General features: G+C 34.5%; 21 protein-coding genes. 8 read left to right on the top strand and 13 right to left on the bottom strand.

The window, feature by feature from the left end:
* Nucleotides 1-16: 16 nt before the first annotated feature.
* Both pheS and ACM55G_RS02490 read right to left on the bottom strand, forming a co-directional pair.
* The gene (pheS, locus tag ACM55G_RS02495; RefSeq protein ID WP_416842324.1) at nt 17-1,036 is read right to left on the bottom strand and encodes a phenylalanine--tRNA ligase subunit alpha; all 1,020 of its coding nucleotides are present in this window, start codon (nt 1,034-1,036) and stop codon (nt 17-19) included.
* A gap of 101 nt (nt 1,037-1,137) precedes the next feature.
* On the bottom strand, nt 1,138-1,494 hold the full coding sequence (locus ACM55G_RS02490) for a hypothetical protein (RefSeq protein WP_416842323.1): 357 nt from the start codon (nt 1,492-1,494) through the stop codon (nt 1,138-1,140).
* A gap of 149 nt (nt 1,495-1,643) precedes the next feature.
* On the opposite strand from ACM55G_RS02490, the gene ACM55G_RS02485 reads away from it, so the two are divergent.
* On the top strand, nt 1,644-2,144 hold the full coding sequence (locus ACM55G_RS02485; RefSeq protein ID WP_416842322.1) for a CvpA family protein: 501 nt from the start codon (nt 1,644-1,646) through the stop codon (nt 2,142-2,144).
* Between the two features lie 199 nt (nt 2,145-2,343).
* Here ACM55G_RS02485 and ACM55G_RS02480 read toward each other — a convergent pair whose 3' ends face one another.
* From ACM55G_RS02480 to ACM55G_RS02445, 8 genes are all read right to left on the bottom strand, one after another.
* Nucleotides 2,344-3,087: a tetratricopeptide repeat protein gene (locus ACM55G_RS02480; RefSeq protein WP_416842321.1), complete on the bottom strand. Its 744-nt coding sequence runs from the start codon at nt 3,085-3,087 to the stop codon at nt 2,344-2,346.
* 51 nt (nt 3,088-3,138) lie between these two features.
* Entirely contained in the window at nt 3,139-4,890 is a 1,752-nt protein-coding gene (locus tag ACM55G_RS02475) for a BatD family protein (RefSeq protein WP_416842320.1), read from the bottom strand.
* A gap of 20 nt (nt 4,891-4,910) precedes the next feature.
* A complete protein-coding gene (locus ACM55G_RS02470) occupies nt 4,911-5,654 on the bottom strand; it encodes a tetratricopeptide repeat protein (protein WP_416842319.1) in 744 nt (247 codons plus the stop codon).
* Between the two features lie 85 nt (nt 5,655-5,739).
* Nucleotides 5,740-6,771 (bottom strand): VWA domain-containing protein, encoded by a 1,032-nt coding sequence (locus ACM55G_RS02465; RefSeq protein ID WP_416842318.1) that lies wholly within the window; start codon nt 6,769-6,771, stop codon nt 5,740-5,742.
* A gap of 40 nt (nt 6,772-6,811) precedes the next feature.
* Nucleotides 6,812-7,813, bottom strand: coding sequence for a vWA domain-containing protein (locus tag ACM55G_RS02460; RefSeq protein ID WP_416842317.1), 1,002 nt, complete (start codon nt 7,811-7,813; stop codon nt 6,812-6,814).
* On the bottom strand, nt 7,813-9,444 hold the full coding sequence (locus ACM55G_RS02455; RefSeq protein WP_416842316.1) for a hypothetical protein: 1,632 nt from the start codon (nt 9,442-9,444) through the stop codon (nt 7,813-7,815). The genes ACM55G_RS02460 and ACM55G_RS02455 overlap by 1 nt, the downstream gene beginning before the upstream one ends.
* Nucleotides 9,445-9,500: 56 nt before the next feature.
* Nucleotides 9,501-10,364 (bottom strand): DUF58 domain-containing protein, encoded by an 864-nt coding sequence (locus ACM55G_RS02450; RefSeq protein WP_416842315.1) that lies wholly within the window; start codon nt 10,362-10,364, stop codon nt 9,501-9,503.
* Between the two features lie 81 nt (nt 10,365-10,445).
* Nucleotides 10,446-11,450, bottom strand: coding sequence for an AAA family ATPase (locus ACM55G_RS02445; protein ID WP_416842314.1), 1,005 nt, complete (start codon nt 11,448-11,450; stop codon nt 10,446-10,448).
* Nucleotides 11,451-11,662: 212 nt separating this feature from the next.
* On the opposite strand from ACM55G_RS02445, the gene ACM55G_RS02440 reads away from it, so the two are divergent.
* The 4 genes from ACM55G_RS02440 to ACM55G_RS02425 all read left to right on the top strand — a co-directional run bounded on the left by ACM55G_RS02440 (nt 11,663) and on the right by ACM55G_RS02425 (nt 15,839).
* Nucleotides 11,663-12,535 (top strand): aldo/keto reductase, encoded by an 873-nt coding sequence (locus tag ACM55G_RS02440; protein ID WP_416842313.1) that lies wholly within the window; start codon nt 11,663-11,665, stop codon nt 12,533-12,535.
* Nucleotides 12,536-12,608: 73 nt separating this feature from the next.
* Nucleotides 12,609-13,370: an SDR family NAD(P)-dependent oxidoreductase gene (locus tag ACM55G_RS02435; RefSeq protein ID WP_416842312.1), complete on the top strand. Its 762-nt coding sequence runs from the start codon at nt 12,609-12,611 to the stop codon at nt 13,368-13,370.
* Nucleotides 13,371-13,438: 68 nt separating this feature from the next.
* Nucleotides 13,439-14,578, top strand: coding sequence for an ATP-binding protein (locus tag ACM55G_RS02430; protein WP_416842311.1), 1,140 nt, complete (start codon nt 13,439-13,441; stop codon nt 14,576-14,578).
* A gap of 535 nt (nt 14,579-15,113) precedes the next feature.
* Complete coding sequence (locus tag ACM55G_RS02425; RefSeq protein WP_416842773.1) at nt 15,114-15,839, top strand: metallophosphoesterase family protein; 726 nt, start codon at nt 15,114-15,116, stop codon at nt 15,837-15,839.
* Between the two features lie 324 nt (nt 15,840-16,163).
* Here the strand turns inward: ACM55G_RS02425 and amaB are convergent, their stop codons facing one another.
* From amaB to ACM55G_RS02410, 3 genes are all read right to left on the bottom strand, one after another.
* Nucleotides 16,164-17,711, bottom strand: a complete 1,548-nt coding sequence (gene amaB, locus ACM55G_RS02420; RefSeq protein WP_416842310.1) for an L-piperidine-6-carboxylate dehydrogenase — start codon at nt 17,709-17,711, stop codon at nt 16,164-16,166.
* A 321-nt stretch (nt 17,712-18,032) separates the two neighbouring features.
* Nucleotides 18,033-18,572, bottom strand: coding sequence for a 3-hydroxyanthranilate 3,4-dioxygenase (locus ACM55G_RS02415; RefSeq protein ID WP_416842309.1), 540 nt, complete (start codon nt 18,570-18,572; stop codon nt 18,033-18,035).
* Nucleotides 18,573-18,756: 184 nt separating this feature from the next.
* On the bottom strand, nt 18,757-19,890 hold the full coding sequence (locus tag ACM55G_RS02410; protein ID WP_416842308.1) for an endonuclease/exonuclease/phosphatase family protein: 1,134 nt from the start codon (nt 19,888-19,890) through the stop codon (nt 18,757-18,759).
* A 243-nt stretch (nt 19,891-20,133) separates the two neighbouring features.
* Between ACM55G_RS02410 and ACM55G_RS02405 the strand changes: the two genes are divergently transcribed.
* From ACM55G_RS02405 to ACM55G_RS02395, 3 genes are all read left to right on the top strand, one after another.
* Nucleotides 20,134-21,030 carry a S66 peptidase family protein gene (locus ACM55G_RS02405; RefSeq protein ID WP_416842307.1) on the top strand — a complete coding sequence of 299 codons (897 nt, stop codon included), beginning with the start codon at nt 20,134-20,136 and terminating at the stop codon, nt 21,028-21,030.
* 82 nt (nt 21,031-21,112) lie between these two features.
* Entirely contained in the window at nt 21,113-21,472 is a 360-nt protein-coding gene (locus ACM55G_RS02400) for a YraN family protein (protein ID WP_416842306.1), read from the top strand.
* Between the two features lie 107 nt (nt 21,473-21,579).
* Nucleotides 21,580-22,236: an aspartate kinase gene (locus ACM55G_RS02395; protein WP_416842305.1), complete on the top strand. Its 657-nt coding sequence runs from the start codon at nt 21,580-21,582 to the stop codon at nt 22,234-22,236.
* Nucleotides 22,237-22,246: the final 10 nt, after the last annotated feature.

Genomic DNA, 22,246 nt, shown 5'->3' with positions numbered 1-22,246 from the left:
CAACATTCATAAATTATTAAATGCTTGATTTGAATTGCTCTAAGAAACGAACGTCATTTTCGTAAAACATACGGATATCACCGATTTGATATAACAACATGGCGATTCTTTCGATTCCCATTCCAAATGCAAAACCGTTATATTCATCAGGATTGATGCCACAATTTTTCAAAACATTTGGATCTACCATACCGCAACCCATGATTTCTAACCAACCGGTTCCTTTGGTGATTCTATAATCGGTTTCTGTTTTTAGACCCCAATAAATATCAACCTCGGCACTTGGCTCGGTGAATGGAAAATAAGACGGACGCAAACGGATTTTTGATTTTCCGAACATCTCTTTGGTGAAATATAAAAGCGTTTGTTTCAAGTCGGCAAAAGAAACATCTTTGTCAATGTACAAACCTTCCACTTGATGAAAAATACAATGCGAACGGGACGAAACAGCTTCATTACGAAAAACTCTTCCCGGAGAAATAGTACGAATTGGCGGTTTATTCTCTTCCATGTAACGCACTTGTACGGATGATGTGTGTGTGCGCAACAAAATATCAGGATTCGTTTGTATGAAAAACGTGTCTTGCATGTCACGTGCCGGATGGTATTCCGGTAAGTTTAATGCGGTGAAATTATGCCAGTCGTCTTCGATTTCCGGACCTTCAGAAACGTTGAAACCTATGTTCGAAAAGATGTCAATGATTTGGTTTTTTACCAATGAAATAGGGTGACGGGAGCCAATAGTTATTGGTTCAGCCGAACGCGTCAAATCTCCGTAAAAGCCTTTGATTTCTTCTTTACTTTCTAAAGCTTCCTGTATGGTTTTTACTTTTTCTTCGGCAGAAGTTTTAAGCAAATTGATTACTTGTCCAAATTCCTTTTTTTGTTCGTTAGGAACATTTTTGAATTCAGCGAAAAGGTCTTTTAAAAGCCCTTTAGTTCCGAGAAATTTAATTCGGAATGTTTCTAAATCGGCTGTATTTTGCGTTGAGAAAGCTTGTGCTTCACCAATATATTCTTTTATCTTGTCTATCATTTTCATCCAATAATTGAGTGTGCAAATTTAGGAAAAAGTTTTCAGTTTTCAGTCTCCGTTTTCAGTAGATTCATTCCGAAAAGGGAGACGGATACTGCAAGCTACGAAATTAGTTCTCTTTCAATAAAATAATTCACAATCGCTTCTTTCATTAAAACCGACTGTTCTCCAGCTTTCAGCGGTGGCAACTCCTCTTTTACTTTGTAATGAGGCCATCCTTCTTCATCAAAAAACTCAAATTCATAAAATCCGTAAGGCTCTAATAACCTGCAAATCGCAATGTGCATCAGGTTTAATTTTTCATCTTTTTTGTATTCGCTATGTACTTTTCCCAGTTCTTGTACTCCGATGAGATAAATAATAGCATCGAGATCTAAATCCTCTCCTTGAGAAAATTGATTAGAAAGTATATTTACAAGCTGTTCCCAGCGTTCTTTAAGTTGTGTGTCTCTTGCCATTTTTATTTATGATTGTTGATTAATGACTTTTGATTGCCGAATTTCAAAAATAGTAATCGAATTATTTTGACAAAGATAAGAACTTGAAATTTGGCAATTGATACCGAACAATTCTTTTATATTTGCACTTTTTATTATAACCTGTAATTATGAGTTTTTTAGATATTGTTTTGGGTGTACTGCTTGCCTTTGCTTTGTATAAAGGTATTGTAAATGGCCTTTTTGTAGAATTAGCTTCCTTAGTTTCACTAATAGTGGGGATTTATTTTGCTATAAAATTTTCCTCGCTTATAAAAGGAATGTTGGCAGGTTTTGTTCATTGGAGTCCATATACCATTCAAATTATTGCTTTTATGCTCACTTTTGTCCTTGTAGTAATAGGAATATCATTATTAGGGAAATTCCTCACCGGAATAGCAGATTTAGCTTTTTTAGGCTGGATTAATAAATTGGGCGGTGGTTTTTTTAGGGTATTGAAAACTGTTTTAATATTAGGTATTGTATTTGCTGTTTTCGAAAAAATAAATTATCACAATTTTATAGCCAAAAAAGCGACATTAGATAAATCTTTATTTTACAATCCTATCCAAAAAACAGCTCGATTTATATACCCTTCAATAGAAAAATGGTATGTGAAGGCAAGTAAATAACAGTCAGTTTTTTAGCAATCAGTTCTGAATCCTTTAGGAGACTCTGTTTAGGATAAAGTAGCAATTCATTTTTAAAAATCAATAATGCAGTTTAAACAATGGGCTATTGTTTTTTAACTAATGAAAAAATGAAAGAACCAGACGGTTTTATTTAGTAATCACAACTGAACACTAAAAAACCAAACACTGCCTACTAAAGCTACTTCACTTCCTTTATAGAACTACTATTAATCCAACCTTCGGTTCCGTCCGTTAATTGCACTTTTTTCCATTTTCCAATGATTTCCTCCACGTACACTTTAGTCCCTTCGTGAAGTACGAAGATTGCCGCACCACCATTTCTAGGTTCGCTTTTTACTTCCGCTATCTCTGCAAAAACAATAGCTGGTTTCTCAGTATCGAAATGACTTTTCTCAAAAATCGCTGAAGAAACACTTATTAGTATCATAAAAATAAGAACAAACATTCCAAAAAAGAATATTCTTTTAGACACTGTTAATTCTGAAAAATAATATCCTAGAAAAAACAACAAAAATGATATAGCAAGCCCTACTGAAATCCACGCCCAGGTATTGTAATGATAAATTCCCGTGAAATCACGGACTAGTTTCCCAAAACCTACTTTTGGGACTACCTTAATTTCGTCGATGGTTCTTTTTTGAGCAAATTTTAAGTTGTTTATAGTTTCATCATCACTTGGATGCAGCACTAATGCTTTTTCATAATTGTAAATGGAAGGCGCTACTTTATTCAATTTATAATAGGCATTCCCTAAATTAAAATACAATTCTGACGAATGTTTGTTGTCCTTCAAGACGCTTTCATAAGTTCTAACGGCTTTCTCATATTTTCCTTTTTCGTAAAAGGCATTCCCTTTTTCAAAGCCATTTTGGGCAAAGAAAAATTGGGTTGAAAGTAAGAGTATGTATAATATATTTTTCATTTCAAAAGTTATAAGTTGTCGATTGACTTTTTGTTAATCGTTAATCTAAATTTATATCTGTTTTTCTAACTCAGAGATTATAAATACCGCTTTATCAAAATCCTGTTGGATCATAACACTTGACGATGGCGCATAACGGGCTACTTCACAGTTTTCGGTAAGTCCAATAAAATCATTTACTGCTTCCGGATTTGCATTTCGGGACAACAAAAGTTCCTGAATATTATCCTTACTCATTTCTGAAGTTTCAATATGTAATTTAGCTTTCAGGAAATTATGCATCGCTTTTTCAAGTGCAATATAAAACAGCTCTTTGTTGTTGATTTGTTTTTTGGCTTCCGACAAATATTTCTTTGCCAGTCTATTATTCATTCGGATTCTATTTCCAGTAATATCACCGTCAATAGCTTCTTTTTTCTTTTTGAATAATACAATCAAAGGCAATAATAGAAACGGGAAAAATACCAATCCGTAAAACAAATTAGACCCAAAGAAATCTTTCTTATTCATTGTCAAAAGATTGCTTTTTAATTTGATGTATTTGAATTGTTCTACATTCCCTATTTTATTTTTGTCGTCTGAATTTGAAGCTGCGATAGCATCCGAAGCTGTAGGACCATCTAAGACATTAATCATTATCTCTTTAGAACTTATTGTCTTATATGTTCCCGAACCCAAATCAAAATAAGAAAATTGTAAGGGTTTAATAGGGTAATTCCCTTTGTACTGCGGGATAATAGTATAACTATCTGAAATTTTTCCGGACATTCCGGAAAGCGGTGTATTTACCTGCTCATTATGAACGGCGTCATACATTTCTAAAGCATTGGGTACGACTGGTTTTGGCAAGCCGAACAATTTCATGTTCCCTTTCCCGGTTACGCTTACAACCAAATCAAGGCTTTCTCCGTTTTTTAGATCGGTTTTTGTTGGTATTACTTTAAAACTAAAATTACCAACAGCTCCAGAGAAATCTTCCGGTTTTCCTGCTTCAGGAAGTGCTTTGACAGCAATTGTTTTTGTTCCCGCAGAAACCCTTTTACTACCTTCAGTAACAATTACACGGCCAAACATATCGTGGCGGTTTGTAGGCAACTGCACATCAATGTCTAATGACAAAGGTTCTATTGCTAACTTTCCAGATTTTTGAGGATATAGAACCGTTTTTCTCAATACCACATAACGGTATTTCTGTCCTTTAAACATCCCTTCCTCGGCAACGAGCTGTTTGATATCGATGTTCTGACTCCAGAAATCATTGTACTTCGGTTTGTTGAGTTCTCGCCAATTAGTGATTCCAATATTATAACTGAAATACAGTTTATAAACCACCGTAATCGGTTCATTTATGTAAGGATTTGTTTTAGAAATATCCGCAACAAGATAAATATTATCATCCGCTGAAACACTGGTGTCGTTTGGATCTCTAGGCTGTTCCGTTGCCGCGGTAACATTAATTCTTACGGGCGATGTTTTATAAATTTGTCCGTTGTATTCGATCGCTGCTTGCTTAATAACTACCGATCCTTTTTGATTTGGCAAAAGAAAATAAGAATACACTTTTTCAAAAGTACTCTTTCCATTTACCCACGACTGACTCACTTGTTGACTTGGTCCAGCTATCACTCTAAATCCGTCAAAAGAAGGTTGGTTAAAGTTATCCCCATCTACATTCATTATAAAATCGATACGAAGTCTTTCGTTTAAGCCTAGTATGGTTTTACTTACCCTAGCCTCAAATTGTACTTGAGCGCTAAGCGAGTTACACACTATTAAAACTAGTACTGCTATAAATTTTTTCATTTTCAAATTATCTAATTGAATTACCAATCTTTCTCTGTTTTGACCGGTTTTCCTTTTACTTTTTGGGCATTCACTTTATCCTGAACTTTCTTTTCTTCCTTATTTACCGCGTCCAAAAGATTCTCTAAACGTTCTTTAGAGATTCCGCCCGGCGGGGGTTTTGGCTCTCCTTTATCATCTGGTTTAGGACCTTTATTATCTTTATCCTTGTCGCCTTTATCGTCTTTTTTATCTTTGTCGCCGTTTTTTTTCTTGTCGTCCTTTTTCTTATCGTCCTTTTTCTTGTCTTTGTCTTTATCGCTCTTCTTATCGTCTTTCTTTTTGTCATCCTTTGGTGGATTTTCTTTTAGCATTTTCTTTGCCAAAGCGTAATTATAACGGGTTTCTTCATCTGTAGGGTCATTTCGCAAAGCGTTTTTATAGGCTTCCACTGCTTGCGTATAATCCTTTTCTTTCATGAAAACATTTCCTAAATTATGAAAAGCTTGATGTTTGTCCGGTCTTGATTTAGCATTTTTCAGTGCTTTTATGTACGCAAATTTAGCCTCCGCCACTTGATTTTGTTTATAAATAGCATTTCCTAAATTGTATGGCGCAATAGTTTTATTCGGAAATTTTGAATCCGAAATTCTATAATTAGCTTCGGCATCCACAAATTTATTTTTAGCATATTCCTCATTTGCTTTAGGCAATATTCTGTCTTTCTGTTGTGCGTTTACAACAAAAGAAAGGAGTAATAAAAGATGTAAAATTAAGTTCTTCATTTTATTTTTTAAATGTAAGTGTCAAAGTATTTTTTGTTTTTGTTCCAATAATGGAGGCTTGTTCCAGATACTTACCCTTTATATTTTATTTATTCTCGTTAAATAAATTCAATTTGTTTACCCAACTTGTTTTTCTTTCCAAAAGAAAAATATCCAGAAATAAGAAAACAAAAGCAAAACCTAAAAACCATTGAAATTGCGATTGAAAGTCGGCCATTTCTGTAGCTTCAAATTCTGTTTTTTGAATTTTATCCAAAGCATTCTTGATATATTCCAGCACTTCTTTAGTATTCGTTCCGTTCACATAACCGCCTTTTGTGGCTTTTGCAATTGCGTTTAGACTTTCTTGGTTTAATTTGGTAATAACCACTTCATTATTATTGTCTCTTTTAAAACTTTCTACAATGCCGTTTCTCTTTAAAGGAATGGCGCCTCCTTTTTCAGTTCCTATTCCTATTGTGATGATTTTTACACCTAATTTATTAGCTTCTTCCGCTGCTTCTTCCGCTCCTTCGGCATGATCTTCACCATCGGAAATCATAATCAATAACTTACTTGTCTTTTTATCATCAAAATAAGTCGTAGACAGTTTGATTGCTTCGTTGAACGATGTTCCTACAGATGAAACCATATCAGTATTCATGCTTTGCAAATACATTTTTGCCACACTATAATCAGTGGTAATGGGCAACACGGGAAAGGCACTTCCGGCGTAAGCGACAATTCCTATTCTATCACTCCCTAATTGATTGATAATTTGCGAAACGATTTGCTTACTTTTATCCAAACGATTGGGCGCTACATCCTCAGCCAGCATACTTTTCGAGACATCCATCGCAAAAACGATGTCAATTCCTTCTCGTTTTACGGTTTCCATTTTGGTACCTATCTTTGGATTTACCAATCCAAGAATCAGCCCAAGCAATGCCAATAATAACAATACTAACTTCAAAACTGGTTTAAAAACAGAGCTTTCCGGGCTTAGTTTTTTCACCATCTCTAAATCTCCAAATTCGCGTTGTTTTTTTCTTTTCCAATATAAATTAACCAAGAAAACCAGCACCACAATGGGTAGTATAAAAAGGAGGTATAAATATTTTTTTTCGTCTAATTCCATTTTTTATCTTTTAGTCGCAGTTTTCAGCTTGCGACTGTCTTTATATAAAGCTTTTAAAAACTGTATTTCGCAATCCTAACTCAAGTAATAGCAAAAAACCTGCAAACCATACAAATAGCCTGAATTTTTCATCATAATCATAGAATTTTAGTTCTTCGATTTCAGTAGTCTCCAACTTGTTTATTGTTGCATAAATTTCGGCTAACTTGCTATTGCTCGTCGCTCTAAAATATTTTCCACCCGTATTGTTTGCAATTTTTTTCATCATTTGCTCATCAATTTCCACTTTCATCATTTGAAAAAGGAATTGTCCATTTGGTGCAACTGCGTATGGAAACATTGCCATTCCGTTTGTTCCTATTCCTATGGTATATACTTTTATTCCGTATTGTTTGGCGATATCGGATGCTGTATCTGGCTCAATAAATCCTGCGTTGTTAACCCCGTCAGTCATCAAAATAATCACTTTACTTTTAGCTTTACTGTCTTTCAATCTGTTTACTGCAGTAGCCAAGCCCATTCCTATTCCTGTTCCGTCTTTTAGAACGCTATCGTATTTTATACTTTGGATAGCATCCAAAATAACTGCTTTATCGCTTGTCACGGGTGTTTTTGTATACGCTTCAGAAGCATAAACCACCAATCCAATTCTGTCGTTTGGTCGTTCTTCAACAAAATCTGCTGCTAATCTTTTAAGTGCCTGCATCCTATCGGGCTTCAAATCTTTGGCCAGCATACTCCCGGAAACGTCCACTGCCATGACAATATCGATTCCTTTCGTAGTTTTAGTTTTATTGCTTATATCAACTGTTCTTGGTCTTGCCATTGCAACTATCAAAGAACATAGAGCCAATACTCGAAACACATTCAATATTGGTTTTAGCCTTGTTAAATAAGAAGTTGTACATTTAAATCCTTGTAATGAACTTATTTTCAACGTTGCGGATTGTTGGTTCTTTTTCCAAAATAACCAGGCAATAGCAATTGGAATAAGAAGAAACAACCAAAAAAATTCTGGGTTTAAAAAAGTTATTTTAGCCATTATTTACTTGCTTGTTTTAATTCGACAGCATTCAAAACGCGTTCCGATATATTATTTGCATACGTGTCTCCTTCTTCATGGAAGAGTAAAATTTGTTGTAATCCACCTTCTTGACTGAACAATAATGCTTCATAATACATTTTCACGCTGCTTTGATTATCTCCATCTATTTTCTGAAATGTCCCGTAGGCTTTAAGCCCTTTAATTCCCTCTTTAGTTTCAAAATCTTCTTGTTTTACTATCATGTTTTGTGCCCCTTGAGCCTCTAATGATTGCAATGCACCGTCCATTGATTTTGCCAAATCTATTTCGGTCTCTTTCTTATATTTTAAAGTAGAAACCATCAGATAAAAATGATCTGAAACACTTCCATAAGCAAAAGATTGCATTTCTTTAATTAATGCCATTCCTTCTTTAGGCAGCGTTTTAGTCAAATCAACTCTCTTTAACACTTTTGGGGTTTCTATTATAACACCCGGATTTCCGTAATCACTTTTCACCCATTCGCCCTCTAGTAATTCTTTAGTAGGATTACCTAGTATATTATCTTTTACATAGTCAAATCCTTTGAGAACAATGAAAAAAGTGGTCGTTGCTACCAATAAAAAAACAACTGAAACTACTGCAGTAACGATCCGTTTCTTTCTCTTTTTTAGTAATTGAATTTGGATCTGTTTTTGCCTTTGTGCCTCATTCAATAAAACATCTTCTTCTACCGGTATTTCAACGGGAATAGAATTGTCTAATGTCAGAATTACTTTTTGAATCTTATTCCGATCTTCGGTGATTTCAAAATCCAACGGTTTAGATTTTGCAAATTTCACTAAATCGGCTTGCTTCAAAACACGTTCGAGATTTTCTATTATTTCCTGAGAAAGCGTCATTTTCTTTTTGACAGAAGCCGCTTTAAGTCCTTGAATCAATTCTGATGTTGTGCTTTCCATTGCTGGGATTTCTATTGCTTCTTCAATATAATTTCTGGCAATATCCGTCAATTCACTGTAATAGGCCTTCACTTCTCCTTTTTGCCAAAGCTCTTTTTTCTCTAAAGTATCCAGCAAACTGGTCGCTTTCTCTATTGGAGTTTTATAAATTTCTTCTTGTAATTTTTTCTCTTGACGTTTTTTAATGTACCAATAAATCAAAACTCCAATTCCAACGATCAAGGCGATTAACAAAAGATATTTCCACCAATCCCCTATTGAATTATCCGCATGAGCAATGCCTTTGATATCGAACATTTTTTGTTTCAAAGTATCCACTTTAACATTCGCAACTTCTACCAAAAGCGAGTCTGTTAGAAACGGCTTGCTGTTAATGAAGATTTTTATCCTTGGAATAACATATCTACCGGAATCAAATTGGGTTAATCCGTATTTTTTTACCAATTCATAACGACCATCCGTTTTTATGGTATCAACAGGATACGACTGAATCACCTCTAAAGCACCTAAGTTTTTTAGTTTTGGAAAAATCACTTTAGACGATGTGTCAACCGTGGTTTTTATCGACAGTTTAAATTCAGCACCAATTTTATTTTTAATCGTGTCAATACTTGTGACTACTTGTTTTTGTTGCGCAAAAACAGCCGTAGAAAGCAGCAATAATAGTAGGTAAAGTCTAATTTTCATTTTTTATCTAGTTAACCCTGTCAGGGTTTAAAATCCTGATAGGGCTAGGTTTCGTTTTATCTCGATTTAAAATAGCCTAATAATTTAGTGACATAACTTTCGTCAACTCTTGTATTTACGACACCTGAACCTGACTTGCTGAATGTTTCTTTAAAATAGTTCACTTTATCGTGATACTGTTTCTCATAATTCATTCGCACTGATTTTGACCCCGTATTTATTAGTTCGATTGCTCCGGTTTCAGCATCAAGCATGGAAACCATACCTAAATTCGGCATTTTTTCTTCTCGAATATCATACACGCGAATGCCCGTTATATCGTGTTTCTTAGACGCTATTTTCAATGTTTGTTCGTAATCTTCCGACATAAAATCGGAAATCACAAACACAATTGCTTTCTTTTTCTGGGTTCCTGATAAAAATTTCAAGGCTTGGGCAATATCTGTTTTACGACTTTTAGGTTGAAATTCTATCAATTCTCTGATGATACGCAACACGTGTGATCTTCCTTTTTTGGGCGGAATATACAATTCGATTTCATCTGAAAACAAAATCAAACCTATTTTATCATTGTTTTGAGTCGCCGAAAAAGCCATTGTTGCAGCAATCTCCGTAACAATATCCTTTTTGAATTGGTTTTTCGAACCGAAACTTTCCGAACCCGAAATATCAACCATTAACATCATGGTTAATTCGCGCTCTTCCTCAAAAACCTTTACGTGCGCTTCGTTATAACGTGCGGTTACATTCCAATCAATCGCGCGAATATCATCACCGTATTGGTATTGGCGCACTTCACTGAACGTCATTCCACGCCCTTTGAAAGAAGTGTGATATTCTCCCGAAAAGATATGATCGCTCAATCTTCGGGTTTTAATTTCTATTTTTCGTACTTTTTTTAAAAGCTCTTTTGTATCCATTTGATTTGTTGATTGTTGATTAACGATTTGCTGATTTCAGATCTAAAATCTAAAATCATATATCAAAAATCTAAAATCTTTTTAAGGTACTTCTACTTCGTTTATTATTTTGTTAATGATATCAACCGAAGTAATATTTTCGGCTTCGGCTTCATAGGTAATTCCGATTCTGTGGCGCAATACATCATGAACAACAGCACGAACATCTTCTGGAATTACATAACCGCGACGTTTGATAAAAGCATAACATTTTGCGGCATTCGCCAAATTGATACTTCCACGTGGTGAAGCCCCAAAACTGATTAATGGTTTCAAATCAGCCAATTTATATTTCTCCGGGTAACGTGTGGCAAAAATAATATCAAGTATGTATTTCTCTATTTTTTCATCCATGTAAACTTCACGAACCGCTTCTTGAGCACGTAAAATTTGTTCCACTGAAACTACCGCATTTACTTTTTCATAACTTCCTTTTAGGTTTTGGCGAATTACTAAACGCTCGTCTTCCATTTTTGGATAATCAATAACCGTTTTCAACATAAAACGATCGACCTGCGCTTCTGGTAATTGATACGTTCCTTCTTGTTCAATTGGATTTTGCGTAGCTAAAACTAGAAACGGTCTGTCCAGTTTAAAAGTAGTATCGCCAATAGTCACTTGCTTTTCCTGCATCGCTTCTAATAATGCCGATTGCACTTTGGCTGGTGCACGGTTGATCTCATCAGCGAGGACGAAATTAGCGAAAATAGGTCCTTTTTTTATCGAAAATTCATTTTGTTTGATGTTGTAAATCATTGTCCCAACAACATCGGCAGGCAATAAATCAGGAGTAAATTGTATCCTGCTGAAAGATCCTTGGACAGCTTGTGAAAGAGTGTTTATCGCCAATGTTTTTGCTAATCCGGGAACTCCTTCTAACAAAATATGTCCCTGACCTAAAAGTCCAATTAATAAACGCTCCACCATATGCTTCTGACCCACAATAACCTTGTTCATTTCCATTGTAAGAAGGTCTATAAAAGCACTCTCTCTTTCAATTTTTTCATTGATTGCTCTAATGTCTAAAGTCGCTGTATTTTCTTCCATTTTATTATTTTTAAAACCTTAAATTTGATGCCTTCGTTTTGATGGTGCAAATTGAATTTTTTTTTAGACGTAAGATGTTAAAAAATGGTTAAAACTTTGACCAAACACTTAATTTTAAGGACGAATTATGATACAATTTTCATATTTTTAAGAACTTTGAAAAATATGCTTTGAATTCGAAGATTTACCTATTTCAATAAAAAATAAAAACTATGAGTAAAACAAAATTATCACCTATTGTGGCTGGTGTCATGAATTGGGGAATTTGGGATAAAAATCTCAATACCAAAGAAATGGAAAACATGATTAATATCTGTTTAGAAAATAAAATCACCTCCTTTGATCATGCCGATATATATGGCGATTACACCACTGAATCTGAGTTTGGAAAAGCGTTTGCTTCCAGTAAAATAGCCCGAGAAAAAATACAACTGATATCCAAATGTGGGATCCAAATGGTGACGAATAACCGTAATAACACCATTAAACATTATGATTATTCGAAAGAACATGTTGTTTGGTCCGTTGAAAATTCCTTAAAAAATTTACACACGGATTATCTGGATGTATTTTTATTGCACAGACCCAGTCCTTTGATGGAAGCCGATGAAATTGCCGAAGCAGTTTTAAAACTAAAATCGGATGGGAAAATCATAGATTTTGGCCTTTCGAATTTCACTTCTTCTCAAACAGAATTGATTCGCCAGAAAACTGAAATCAGCTACAATCAAGTGCAATTTTCGGCTACCAATTTTGAACCAATGGTTGATGGAAGCTTCAATTATATGCAAACCAATAATATTCGTCCAATGTCATGGAATCCGTTGGGATCTGTATTTAGACAAGATATTCCTCAAACCCACAGACTAAAAAAATTACTGGCAACATTAGTTTCAAAATACCATTTGGGTTCCGATACTATTTTGCTTTCCTGGATTTTGAAACATCCTGCAAAAGTGATTCCTATTGCCGGAACTGTAAATGTCGCAAGAATTCAAGGGTTGATGAAAGCGGTCGAATTAGAATTAGAAAATGAAGATTGGTTTGCTATCTGGGCAGAAAGCATGGGTAAAAATGTACCCTAATTAGGTTTTAGATATAAAAAACAGAGTTGTAAAACGCAATTAAATCAAGGTTACATTTTTCAAGATAGAAATTATGAATAAAATAGCCCTAGTGACTGGCGCTACGAGCGGAATCGGTAAAGCAACAGCACAGATATTAGCCAAAAATAAGTATAAAATTATTCTTTGTGGACGTCGAGAAGACCGATTGACTGCACTTGCAAAAGAGCTTTCTGAATTTACTGAAATTCATACGTTATCATTTGATGTTCGGGATAAAAAAGCTGTTTTTGAAAACATCAATTCCTTGCCGGAAACGTTTTCTAAAATTGATGTCTTAATTAATAATGCTGGAAATGCACACGGTTTGGATTCCATCCAAAACGGAAATTTAGATGATTGGGATGCGATGATTGACATCAATGTAAAAGGTCTTTTGTATGTTTCCAAAGCGATAATTCCGAGAATGATTGAACAAAAATCAGGTCATATAATCAACATTGGTTCTATCGCAGGAAAAGAAGTGTATTTAAACGGAAATGTATATTGCGCTTCAAAACATGCTGTTGATGCCCTGAACCAAGCCATGCGCATGGATTTGAATCCTTATGGAATTCGGGTTGGTGCTATTCATCCCGGAGCGGTAGAAACTGAGTTTAGCGAAGTGCGTTTCAAAGGCGATACAGACAGGGCTGCTAGTGTTTATAAGGGTTTCAAAGCCTTACAACCAGAGGATATAGCTGACATTATCCATTTTGTAGTTTCCCGACCTTATCATGTAAATATTGCCGATTTGATTGTATTCCCGACGGCACAAGCTTCTCCAACTATTTTAAATAGATCTTTAGACCATTAGATTTTCTGACTATTCGATTTTGGAACGACTTCTAAAATCGAATAGTCTTACAATAGAAATAAAATAATATGATCAATAAACGCATTCTTATCAAAAATCTTCTTGCTCACAATGATGAGAGCAGTTTTTATGACAAAAAGCGCCAGTTGAATTTACATACCCGAGAAGGAAAAGCCAAGTTTTTGAAACACATTTGTGCTTTATCCAATTCGAACCCCAGGAACAATTCCTATATTGTTGTGGGTGTCGAAGATCAAGACAACACTATTGTTGGTGATGATTTCTTTGACGACAGCCGGATTCAGAATTTAGTAAATGCGTATCTAGAGAATCCACCCAAAATTCAGTACGAAAATGTACCGTTCCCTAATTTACCAAAGGACAAAGTGATTGGATTAGTAACTATCAAACCCAAGAGCAAAACATCCCATTTCAAAAAAGGAATTCATACTATTCTTGTGAACAGCGTTTTTATACGACGCGGCAGTAATACAATGCCGGTGGAAGGGGAAATCGAAAAAAATTATCAGAACACAGAAACGGTTATTGGCATCGAAAATAATTCAAGAAACAGCATCGAATATACACTGGACGGCGTGATTGATTTTATGAATTTCAGGCACAAAGACATGTCGCCGAAATACAAAGTATTCAAAGAGTTATTTGTGATTTGCTGGGCCGGAACTACTAAAAAGTCGCGTGATAAAACCTATTTGTCACGAGTGGATATTGAACTGATAAACGAACAAATCAAGCTGTTTTACTCGGCTCAAGATGTGGTGGAAATAACTTTTGACGAGGATACGTTTACGATTATTGAATATGTTCCCTTAGGTTTGAATGATAAAACAAGTTATTATCCTTTAGAAAAACAAACCATCCATTTTCATGATAACGGCTATTACAAAATTGAAAGAGAAATGCTTTTTCAGCCGCCGGAATTCAATAAAAAAATGTTGTTTCATATTTATAATGCCAATATTTCTTTACTAAATAAACTCCAAAAAGGGCTTTCATTATCCGAAAGAGAACACAAAGATTTAGAAAACTTACCCTCCACCTTCATGATTTGTTACCTCAACGGTTTTGAAGAAGCCAAACAAAAACTGATTGACGCCAAATTGCTTTTGAAACCTTTCACGCAAGTGTATTTGTCCTTTAAAGAAGCATTACGCATTTTGAGAAAGATGAAATATGATGTGCAGTGATAAGCAGAAATAAAGTATTTATTCCCATAGTTAGTGTTAAGACCACAAAGTCGCTAACCAAACTAGGAATTCATTTATCACTTGACATACAAAACTGGTCAATAGAAGCAACAAAGCGAAAACTGCATTCATCTTATACGTTTTAAAGTTTTTGTAAAAATAACCTAAAATATTTTATCAAACTATCACCAAAAATAATGATTTTTTTTATTGTGTCGAAATAGTGATTTAAATAACTAAATTTAATGTTCGCCCTTTTACATTAACCTCGGAATAAAAATTATGATCCTAACTGTCCCATAATGTGGACAATCGAACAGCGCTGTAGTTATATTCAACACTTCCAAAAACTTTACGTACAATGCTATTTTTTAAAAAACGCAAATAACTTAAAAATTGCCTTTCAAAATAGTATTCCTGAATGAAATCAAAAAAATAACCTAAAAATTCTTTCTTCCTAACTCTTTTACCTATTTTTATGAGTTGAAAATGCTTTTCTGTTATTTTTGCATACAAATTAATGAGACGACAAGAAATGAGAACATTAGTGATAGGCGACATACATGGTGGTTTACATGCGCTGCACCAAATTATGGAAAGAGCCAACGTAACTACAAAAGACACTTTAATCTTTCTGGGAGATTATGTGGATGGCTGGAGCCAATCCCCACAGGTAATTGATTATTTAATTGAATTACAAAAAAAACAAACCTGTATTTGTATTCGCGGGAATCATGATGATTTATTGTTAGAATGGCTTAATAAAAGCAATGACAATCTCATGTGGTACAAGCACGGTGGGGAAGCAACGGTTATTGCCTATGAAACTATTGATACAGAAACCAAGCTAAAACACGTTGAATTCCTACAGTCATTAGATAATTTTTATCTGGATGAACAAAACCGTCTGTTTGTTCACGCTGGTTTTACCAATATGAATGGGGTCGATTTCGAATATTTTCCTGGGCTTTTTTACTGGGACAGAACCCTGTGGGAAACTGCTTTGGCGTTAGATAAGACCATAAAGTCTAATGATTTATTTTATCCAAAACGATTTACATTATACAATGAAATTTATATTGGCCACACACCTGTTTCTCGAATTGGTAAAACTATTCCGGTTCAAATGGCCTGCGTTTGGAATTTAGATACTGGTGCTGCTTTCAAAGGCCCTTTAACCATTATGAATGTTGATACAAAAGAATTCTGGCAAAGCGAACCCGTAATGACTTTATATTCAAACGAAAAAGGTAGAAATTAGTTTAAAAAAATATTTTTGAATGAAATTATTAAACCTCAATAGCATGAAAAAGAGGTAGATGAAAAGTTAGATGTTTATCTAGGATTAAGTTTAGTACTTAAAAACTTTGGGTTCCGTTAGCGAAACACAATAGCAATTCTGACATTTTTAATCATTTTAAACAACCAATTTATTTTTAATTGGTGCTTCGTATAACATGTAGAACGGTTTTAAAGACAAAAAACCCATTTTCGTTGCGTTCACTTAGGAATTTTGGATAAAAAAAAGACAATTAGAAATTTAACTTTCAAATTGTCTTTTTTATTTTAAGCTGGTTTTGGTGTGTTATAAATCAAATCTTATTCCTTGTGCCAATGGCAATTTTGCACCATAGTTGATTGTGTTCGTCTGTCTTCGCATATAGGCTTTCCAAGCATCAGATCCTGACTCACGTCCGCCACCCGTTTCTTTTTCACCACCAAAAGCCCCACCAATTTCTGCTCCTGAAGTACCAATATTTACATTAGCAATTCCACAATCAGAACCAGATTGAGAAAGGAACAATTCCATTTCTCTCATACTATTGGTAAAAATAGAAGAAGAAAGTCCTTGTGGAACTCCGTTTTGTAATGCAATCGCTTCTTCAATTGTACTGTATTTCATAACGTATAAAATGGGCGCGAAAGTTTCCGTTTGAACGATATCAAAATGATTTTCGGCTTCAACAATACATGGTTTTACGTAGCAACCACTTTCGTATCCTTCGCCTTCCATCAATCCGCCTTCCACAATGATTTTTCCGCCTTCTAGTTTTGCTTTTTCAATCGCATCCAAATAATCCTGAACGGCTCCTTTGTCAATAAGTGGCCCAACGTGATTGTTTTCGTCCAATGGATTTCCAATTTGTAATTGACCGTATGCGCTTTTCAATACGCTGATGGTTTTTTCATACACACTTTCGTGAATGATTAATCGTCTGGTTGAAGTACAACGTTGTCCTGCTGTTCCCACTGCTCCAAAAACTGCTCCAACCAATACCATACTGATATCAGCATGTTCCGAAACGATAATTGCATTGTTTCCTCCTAATTCCAGGATTGTATTTCCAAAACGTTCTGCAACCGTTTTAGATACGTGACGCCCAATTCTTGTTGACCCTGTAAAAGATACTAACGTGATTCTTTTATCATTATTGATTAAATCCCCAGATTCATTGCCTGTTACTAAACAACTAACTCCTTCAGGAACATTATTTCTCTTTAAGACACTTTTAATAATATTCTGACAAGCGACTCCACATAAAGGAGTTTTTGAACTTGGTTTCCAAATCACAACATCACCACAAACCCAAGCTATCATTGCATTCCAACTCCAAACTGCTACCGGAAAGTTAAATGCCGAAATAATTCCGACAGTTCCTATTGGATGGTATTGCTCATACATTCTGTGCATTGGTCGTTCCGAATGCATTGTCAATCCGTACAACTGGCGAGATAAACCCACGGCAAAATCACAGATGTCAATCATTTCCTGAACTTCGCCATATCCTTCCTGAAGACTTTTTCCCATTTCATAAGAAACTAGTTTTCCTAAAGGTTCTTTAAATTTTCTTAATTCATCGCCCATCTGACGAACGATATCGCCTCTTTTAGGAGCCGGAACCATACGCCATTCCAGAAAAGCTGCCGAAGCTTTTTGCATCGCTTTTTCATAATCTTCTTTAGAAGAAGTTTTCACTTTTCCTATTAGAGTACCGTCTGCCGGCGAATAGCTTTCAATTATTTTTCCGTTTGCAAAATTGTCTGCTCCGGTCGATGTTCCTTCATTTATGGCTACAATTCCTAATTGTTCTAGAGCTTCTTTTATTCCAAATTGACTTGCTGTTGTTATCATTGTAACTTTTTTATTAAAAATTGTTATATTTTTATACAAATATATTGTTTTAACATGAAATACTAAACATTGCTTCTATACTTTTATTTTACTGTTTTACATTGAAATTATTGTGCAAAACACGTCTTTTTGATCAATCGAAAAACTCTTTTAAAACATTAATTGGCTAAAATCCTTCTTTCTCAAATTTAAAAATGGTTCAGTCCACGATTTTTAGACCCGATGGAAGTGGCATCCTTTCTAGTCCTGAACTTGTTTTTAGTATCCTGAAAAAAATTCAGGACTACAAAGATATAAGTAGTGAGAAATAGCTCCTGAAATTTATTTTTGCGCAACAAATCTAGGGTCGGTTTCCATAATAGTTCCGCATTCTTCACAGGTTCTCAACTTTTCTGAATTATAGAAATGTTCAAAATGCGGTAGGAAATCTTTTTCGATATTATGCAGTTCAAAATAGACTTCATGCAAGTTATGATTGCAATTATCGCAAAACCACATCAATCCATCAGTAAAACCTTTTCCAACTCTTTTTCTTTCGATCACTAAACCTATTGAACCCTCCGAACGAACAGGAGAATGCGGCACCTTCGCAGGATGAAGATACATATCGCCGGCATGAAGCTCCATTTCTTTGCGCTTGCCATCTTCTTGAATAACCACTTTGATTGATCCTTCGAGTTGGTAAAATAATTCTTCGGTTTCGTTATAATGATAATCTTTTCGGGCATTTGGCCCCGCAACAATCATCACGATATAATCACCGGATTCTCTATACAAATTTCTATTGCCAACTGGTGGCTTGAGCAGATGACGGTTTTCGTCTATCCATTTATTGAGGTTGAAAGGTTTTGCTATTGCCATTTTATCTAATTTTAAATGTAAAGTTATGAAATTAAAAAATAGATAAAATCATTAAACCATGTAAGAAATATAAGAGCGAATAAATTATACTAATAATGACATTAACTGCTAACTTATATTTTCTTAAATGTCATAAGGGTTTGAGAAAAAGTGAATATATATATTGAATATTAATGATAGCAAACTACCTTTTTTCTTTTATTAAATAAATATAGACTGGAAAATGATCGCTAAATCCTATTTCAGTTGCGGAATGCCGTAGCGGATATCCTTTGTACTGACCACTGGTTTGTATAAGAAATGATTTGTTGTAAATTCCTGCTTTCCAATACCGAAAAGAGGAATAATCTGGTTTTAACAGGGATTGTGAAACCATAATTTGGTCAAAAATATCCCACGCATCCCGATGAGCGAGAGTTCCCATCCCCTTTTTGGCCATGTCTTCGAATGGATTGTAAATCCCGAGTGGCGAAACTTCGGTCTTTTTAGCTTTTGCTCCAAGCGCTACTTTAACACTTTTATTATAAGGTCCGTCATTCAAATCGCCCAATGTAATGACTTTAGCATTTGGGTTTATTCTTTGCAGGGAATCAATAATTTTTCTGTTTAATACGCCCGCTGCTTCCCTAAAAGGACTTGATTTTTTCTCTCCTCCAGAACGTGATGGCCAGTGATTGACAATTATATTTATTTCTTCGCCATCGAGAAATCCAGTTACCAAGAGTTGATCTCTTGTATATACTCGATTATTTTGTGTGCTTACTTGCAAAACATCATCGGTTTTTTCATCGGATTCCGTTTTTAAAATTGTTGTAGCTTTTAAATTATTTTTATAAACATACAAAGGAATGTTGCTGTAAGTCGTAGGCTGAAAATGCTTTTTTTGATACAATAAAGCCACATCTATTCCTCTTTTGTCGGGGGAATCAAAATGTACAATTCCGTAATCTTTTCCGATAAGTTTGGGTTGTTTGATTAAATCTTCCAAAACTTCTCTATTTTCAATTTCGGAACCTGCTATAAATGTAGGCGAATCTGAATTTTCGGTTGAACCAATTTCGGATAAAACTCTTGCCAAGTTTTCTAGTTTATGATGGTACTTTTTTGATGTCCATCGTTCCGCTCCTGTTGGCGTCCATTCATCATCATTCGTTTTAAGATCATTTATTGTATCGAAAAGATTTTCGAAATTATAAAATGCAACCGTATGAATCAGATAATTCTTTTGCTGAGCATTTGATTTTATTAGTGGAAAAAATAAAAACAACAATAAAATGAGGCAGGGAATTCTTATAAGTATAAATTTATTTTCGAGCATAAATGTGGTTGCTTTTTGTATCCAATATTGTAAAAATAGTCATTTGAATACGGAACTTAGAATTATTTTGTAATTGTCTATCTTTGTTTTAGTCTTCAAAAACTTATTATTTGATTTATTTTAGAAAAAGCAATAAATATGCATGCTACCCGATTTACTTTTATAAACAGCAATTTTGTATTATATAAATTCCTATTTCTTATTTTTGTTTTCCAATCTTTCAATTCTCAAGCCAACACTACAATGATTACACCGCCAATTTTACAAAAAGGAGACACCATAGCCATATTGGCAACAGCCAGAAAAAACATAGACGATAACCTTAAACCTGCTATCGATTTATTGCACAATTGGGGACTTGAGGTTGTCATTGGAAAAAGTATAGGTTTAGATGATAATCAATTGGCGGGGACGGATGAACAACGTGCAGCTGATTTCCAAGAACAATTAGACAATCCAAATATTAAGGGAATCTGGTGTGTTCGGGGTGGTTATGGCACGGTGAGAATGATCGATTTATTGGATTTTACCAAATTTAAACAGCATCCAAAATGGATTATTGGTTTTAGTGATGTGACCGTTTTACACAATCATTTGAATACAATGGGTTTTAAATCTATTCATGGTATAATGCCCATCAGTATTCCAAAAGCAACTCCTGAAGCCATTGAAACGTTACGAATCGCTATGTTTGGAAAACCATTACAATATACAATTGAACCTAATATAATGAACCGATTGGGTGATGCTTCCGGTGAATTAGTTGGCGGAAATTTATCTATTTTATATAGTTTATTTGGCTCAAAATCAGCGATAGATTGCACTGATAAAATCTTGTTTTTAGAGGACTTAGATGAGTATTTGTATCATATCGATCGCATGATGATGAACTTAAAACGCAACGGTTGTTTAGAAAGCATTAAGGGAATTATTGTTGGATCAATGTCAAAAATGAAAGACAATGATATTCCTTGGGGCAAAAATGCCCTTGAAATCATAGAGGATGTTACAAAAAAGTACAACATTCCTATTATTTACAATTTTCCGGCGGGACATATTCATGATAACAGAGCGTTGATTTTAGGAAGTAAAGTAACTCTGCATTTGGACAAAAATTCAAGTACAGTGGTTTTTGAATAAAAAAAATAAAATTTGATTTTCGATTGTTGATTAACGATTTTCGATTGCAGAAGTTTACGAACTGACCAATGAACACTTTTTTATGGCTGAACACAACGAACTGGGAAAATTTGGAGAGGAAATGGCTGTAGAATACCTGCAAAAAGAGGGCTATACCATACTAGAAACGAATTGGACTTTCCAAAAAGCCGAAATTGACATTCTTGCCCAAAAAGAAAACACCCTCGCTGTTGTTGAAGTAAAAACCCGTTCGTCCCTAGAATTTGGTTTGCCCCAAGATTTTGTAAAACCAAAAAAAATTCAGCTTTTAGTAAAAGCCGTAGATGCTTTCGTAAGTAATAGAGATCTGGACATTGAAGTTCGTTTTGACATTATTGCGATACATAAAGAAGGCAAATCTTTTGTAATTGAACACCTTATAGATGCTTTTTATTATTTTTAACAAAAAAAAATAATGTTATATTTGTAACAAATTGTTTTTTATCTATATTTGCAAAGATTTTTGATACTAATAGTAAGTAGAAAATACGTAAAAATACCTAATACATTATGAAAACTGTTTCATCCATTGTAGAAAATTACATCAAAACAAAGCCTTTTTTATTAAATGCTTTATCTCTAGGAATCATTAATTTGACTTCGTTATCACGGAATATAATGACGGAATTAGAATCTGAGTTTGGTAAAGAAGTAAAACAAGGAGCGGTTGTTATGTCTCTAAAAAGACTTACGGAAGAGTTGGATTTCAGATTAAATCATAAAATTAATAAAGTAATAAAAAACATTGGAGAAATTACAGTTCGTTCTGAACTAACCGATTATACTTTTGCAGCATCCGATACGGTTTTAAATAAACAAGCAGAATTAATCACCGATTTAAATGCTTTTCCAGATATTTTTTATACCTCGTCAAGAGGCGTAAATGAAACAAATATTGTGGTAAGCAACACCATCAACCATCTAGTTGACAAACATTTTGCTGGTGAGAAATTGATTCAAAAACTGGACAATTTGGCTTCTATAACGGTAAAATTACCCAAAGAAAACATTGTTGTTCCTGGAATTTACTATTTCATTTTCCAACGTTTGGCTTGGGAAGGAATTATCATCAACGAAGTAATTTCGACTTCAAATGAGTTTACAATTTTGGTTAGCGAAAATGAAGTGGATGTCGCCTTTAAAGTAATCAAGGATTTAAAGAATTAATATTTCTTAT

This window comes from Flavobacterium algoriphilum, from assembly GCF_048158655.1.
Lineage (GTDB): Bacteria > Bacteroidota > Bacteroidia > Flavobacteriales > Flavobacteriaceae > Flavobacterium > Flavobacterium algoriphilum.
This window is presented reverse-complemented; position numbering and strand designations above follow the sequence as displayed.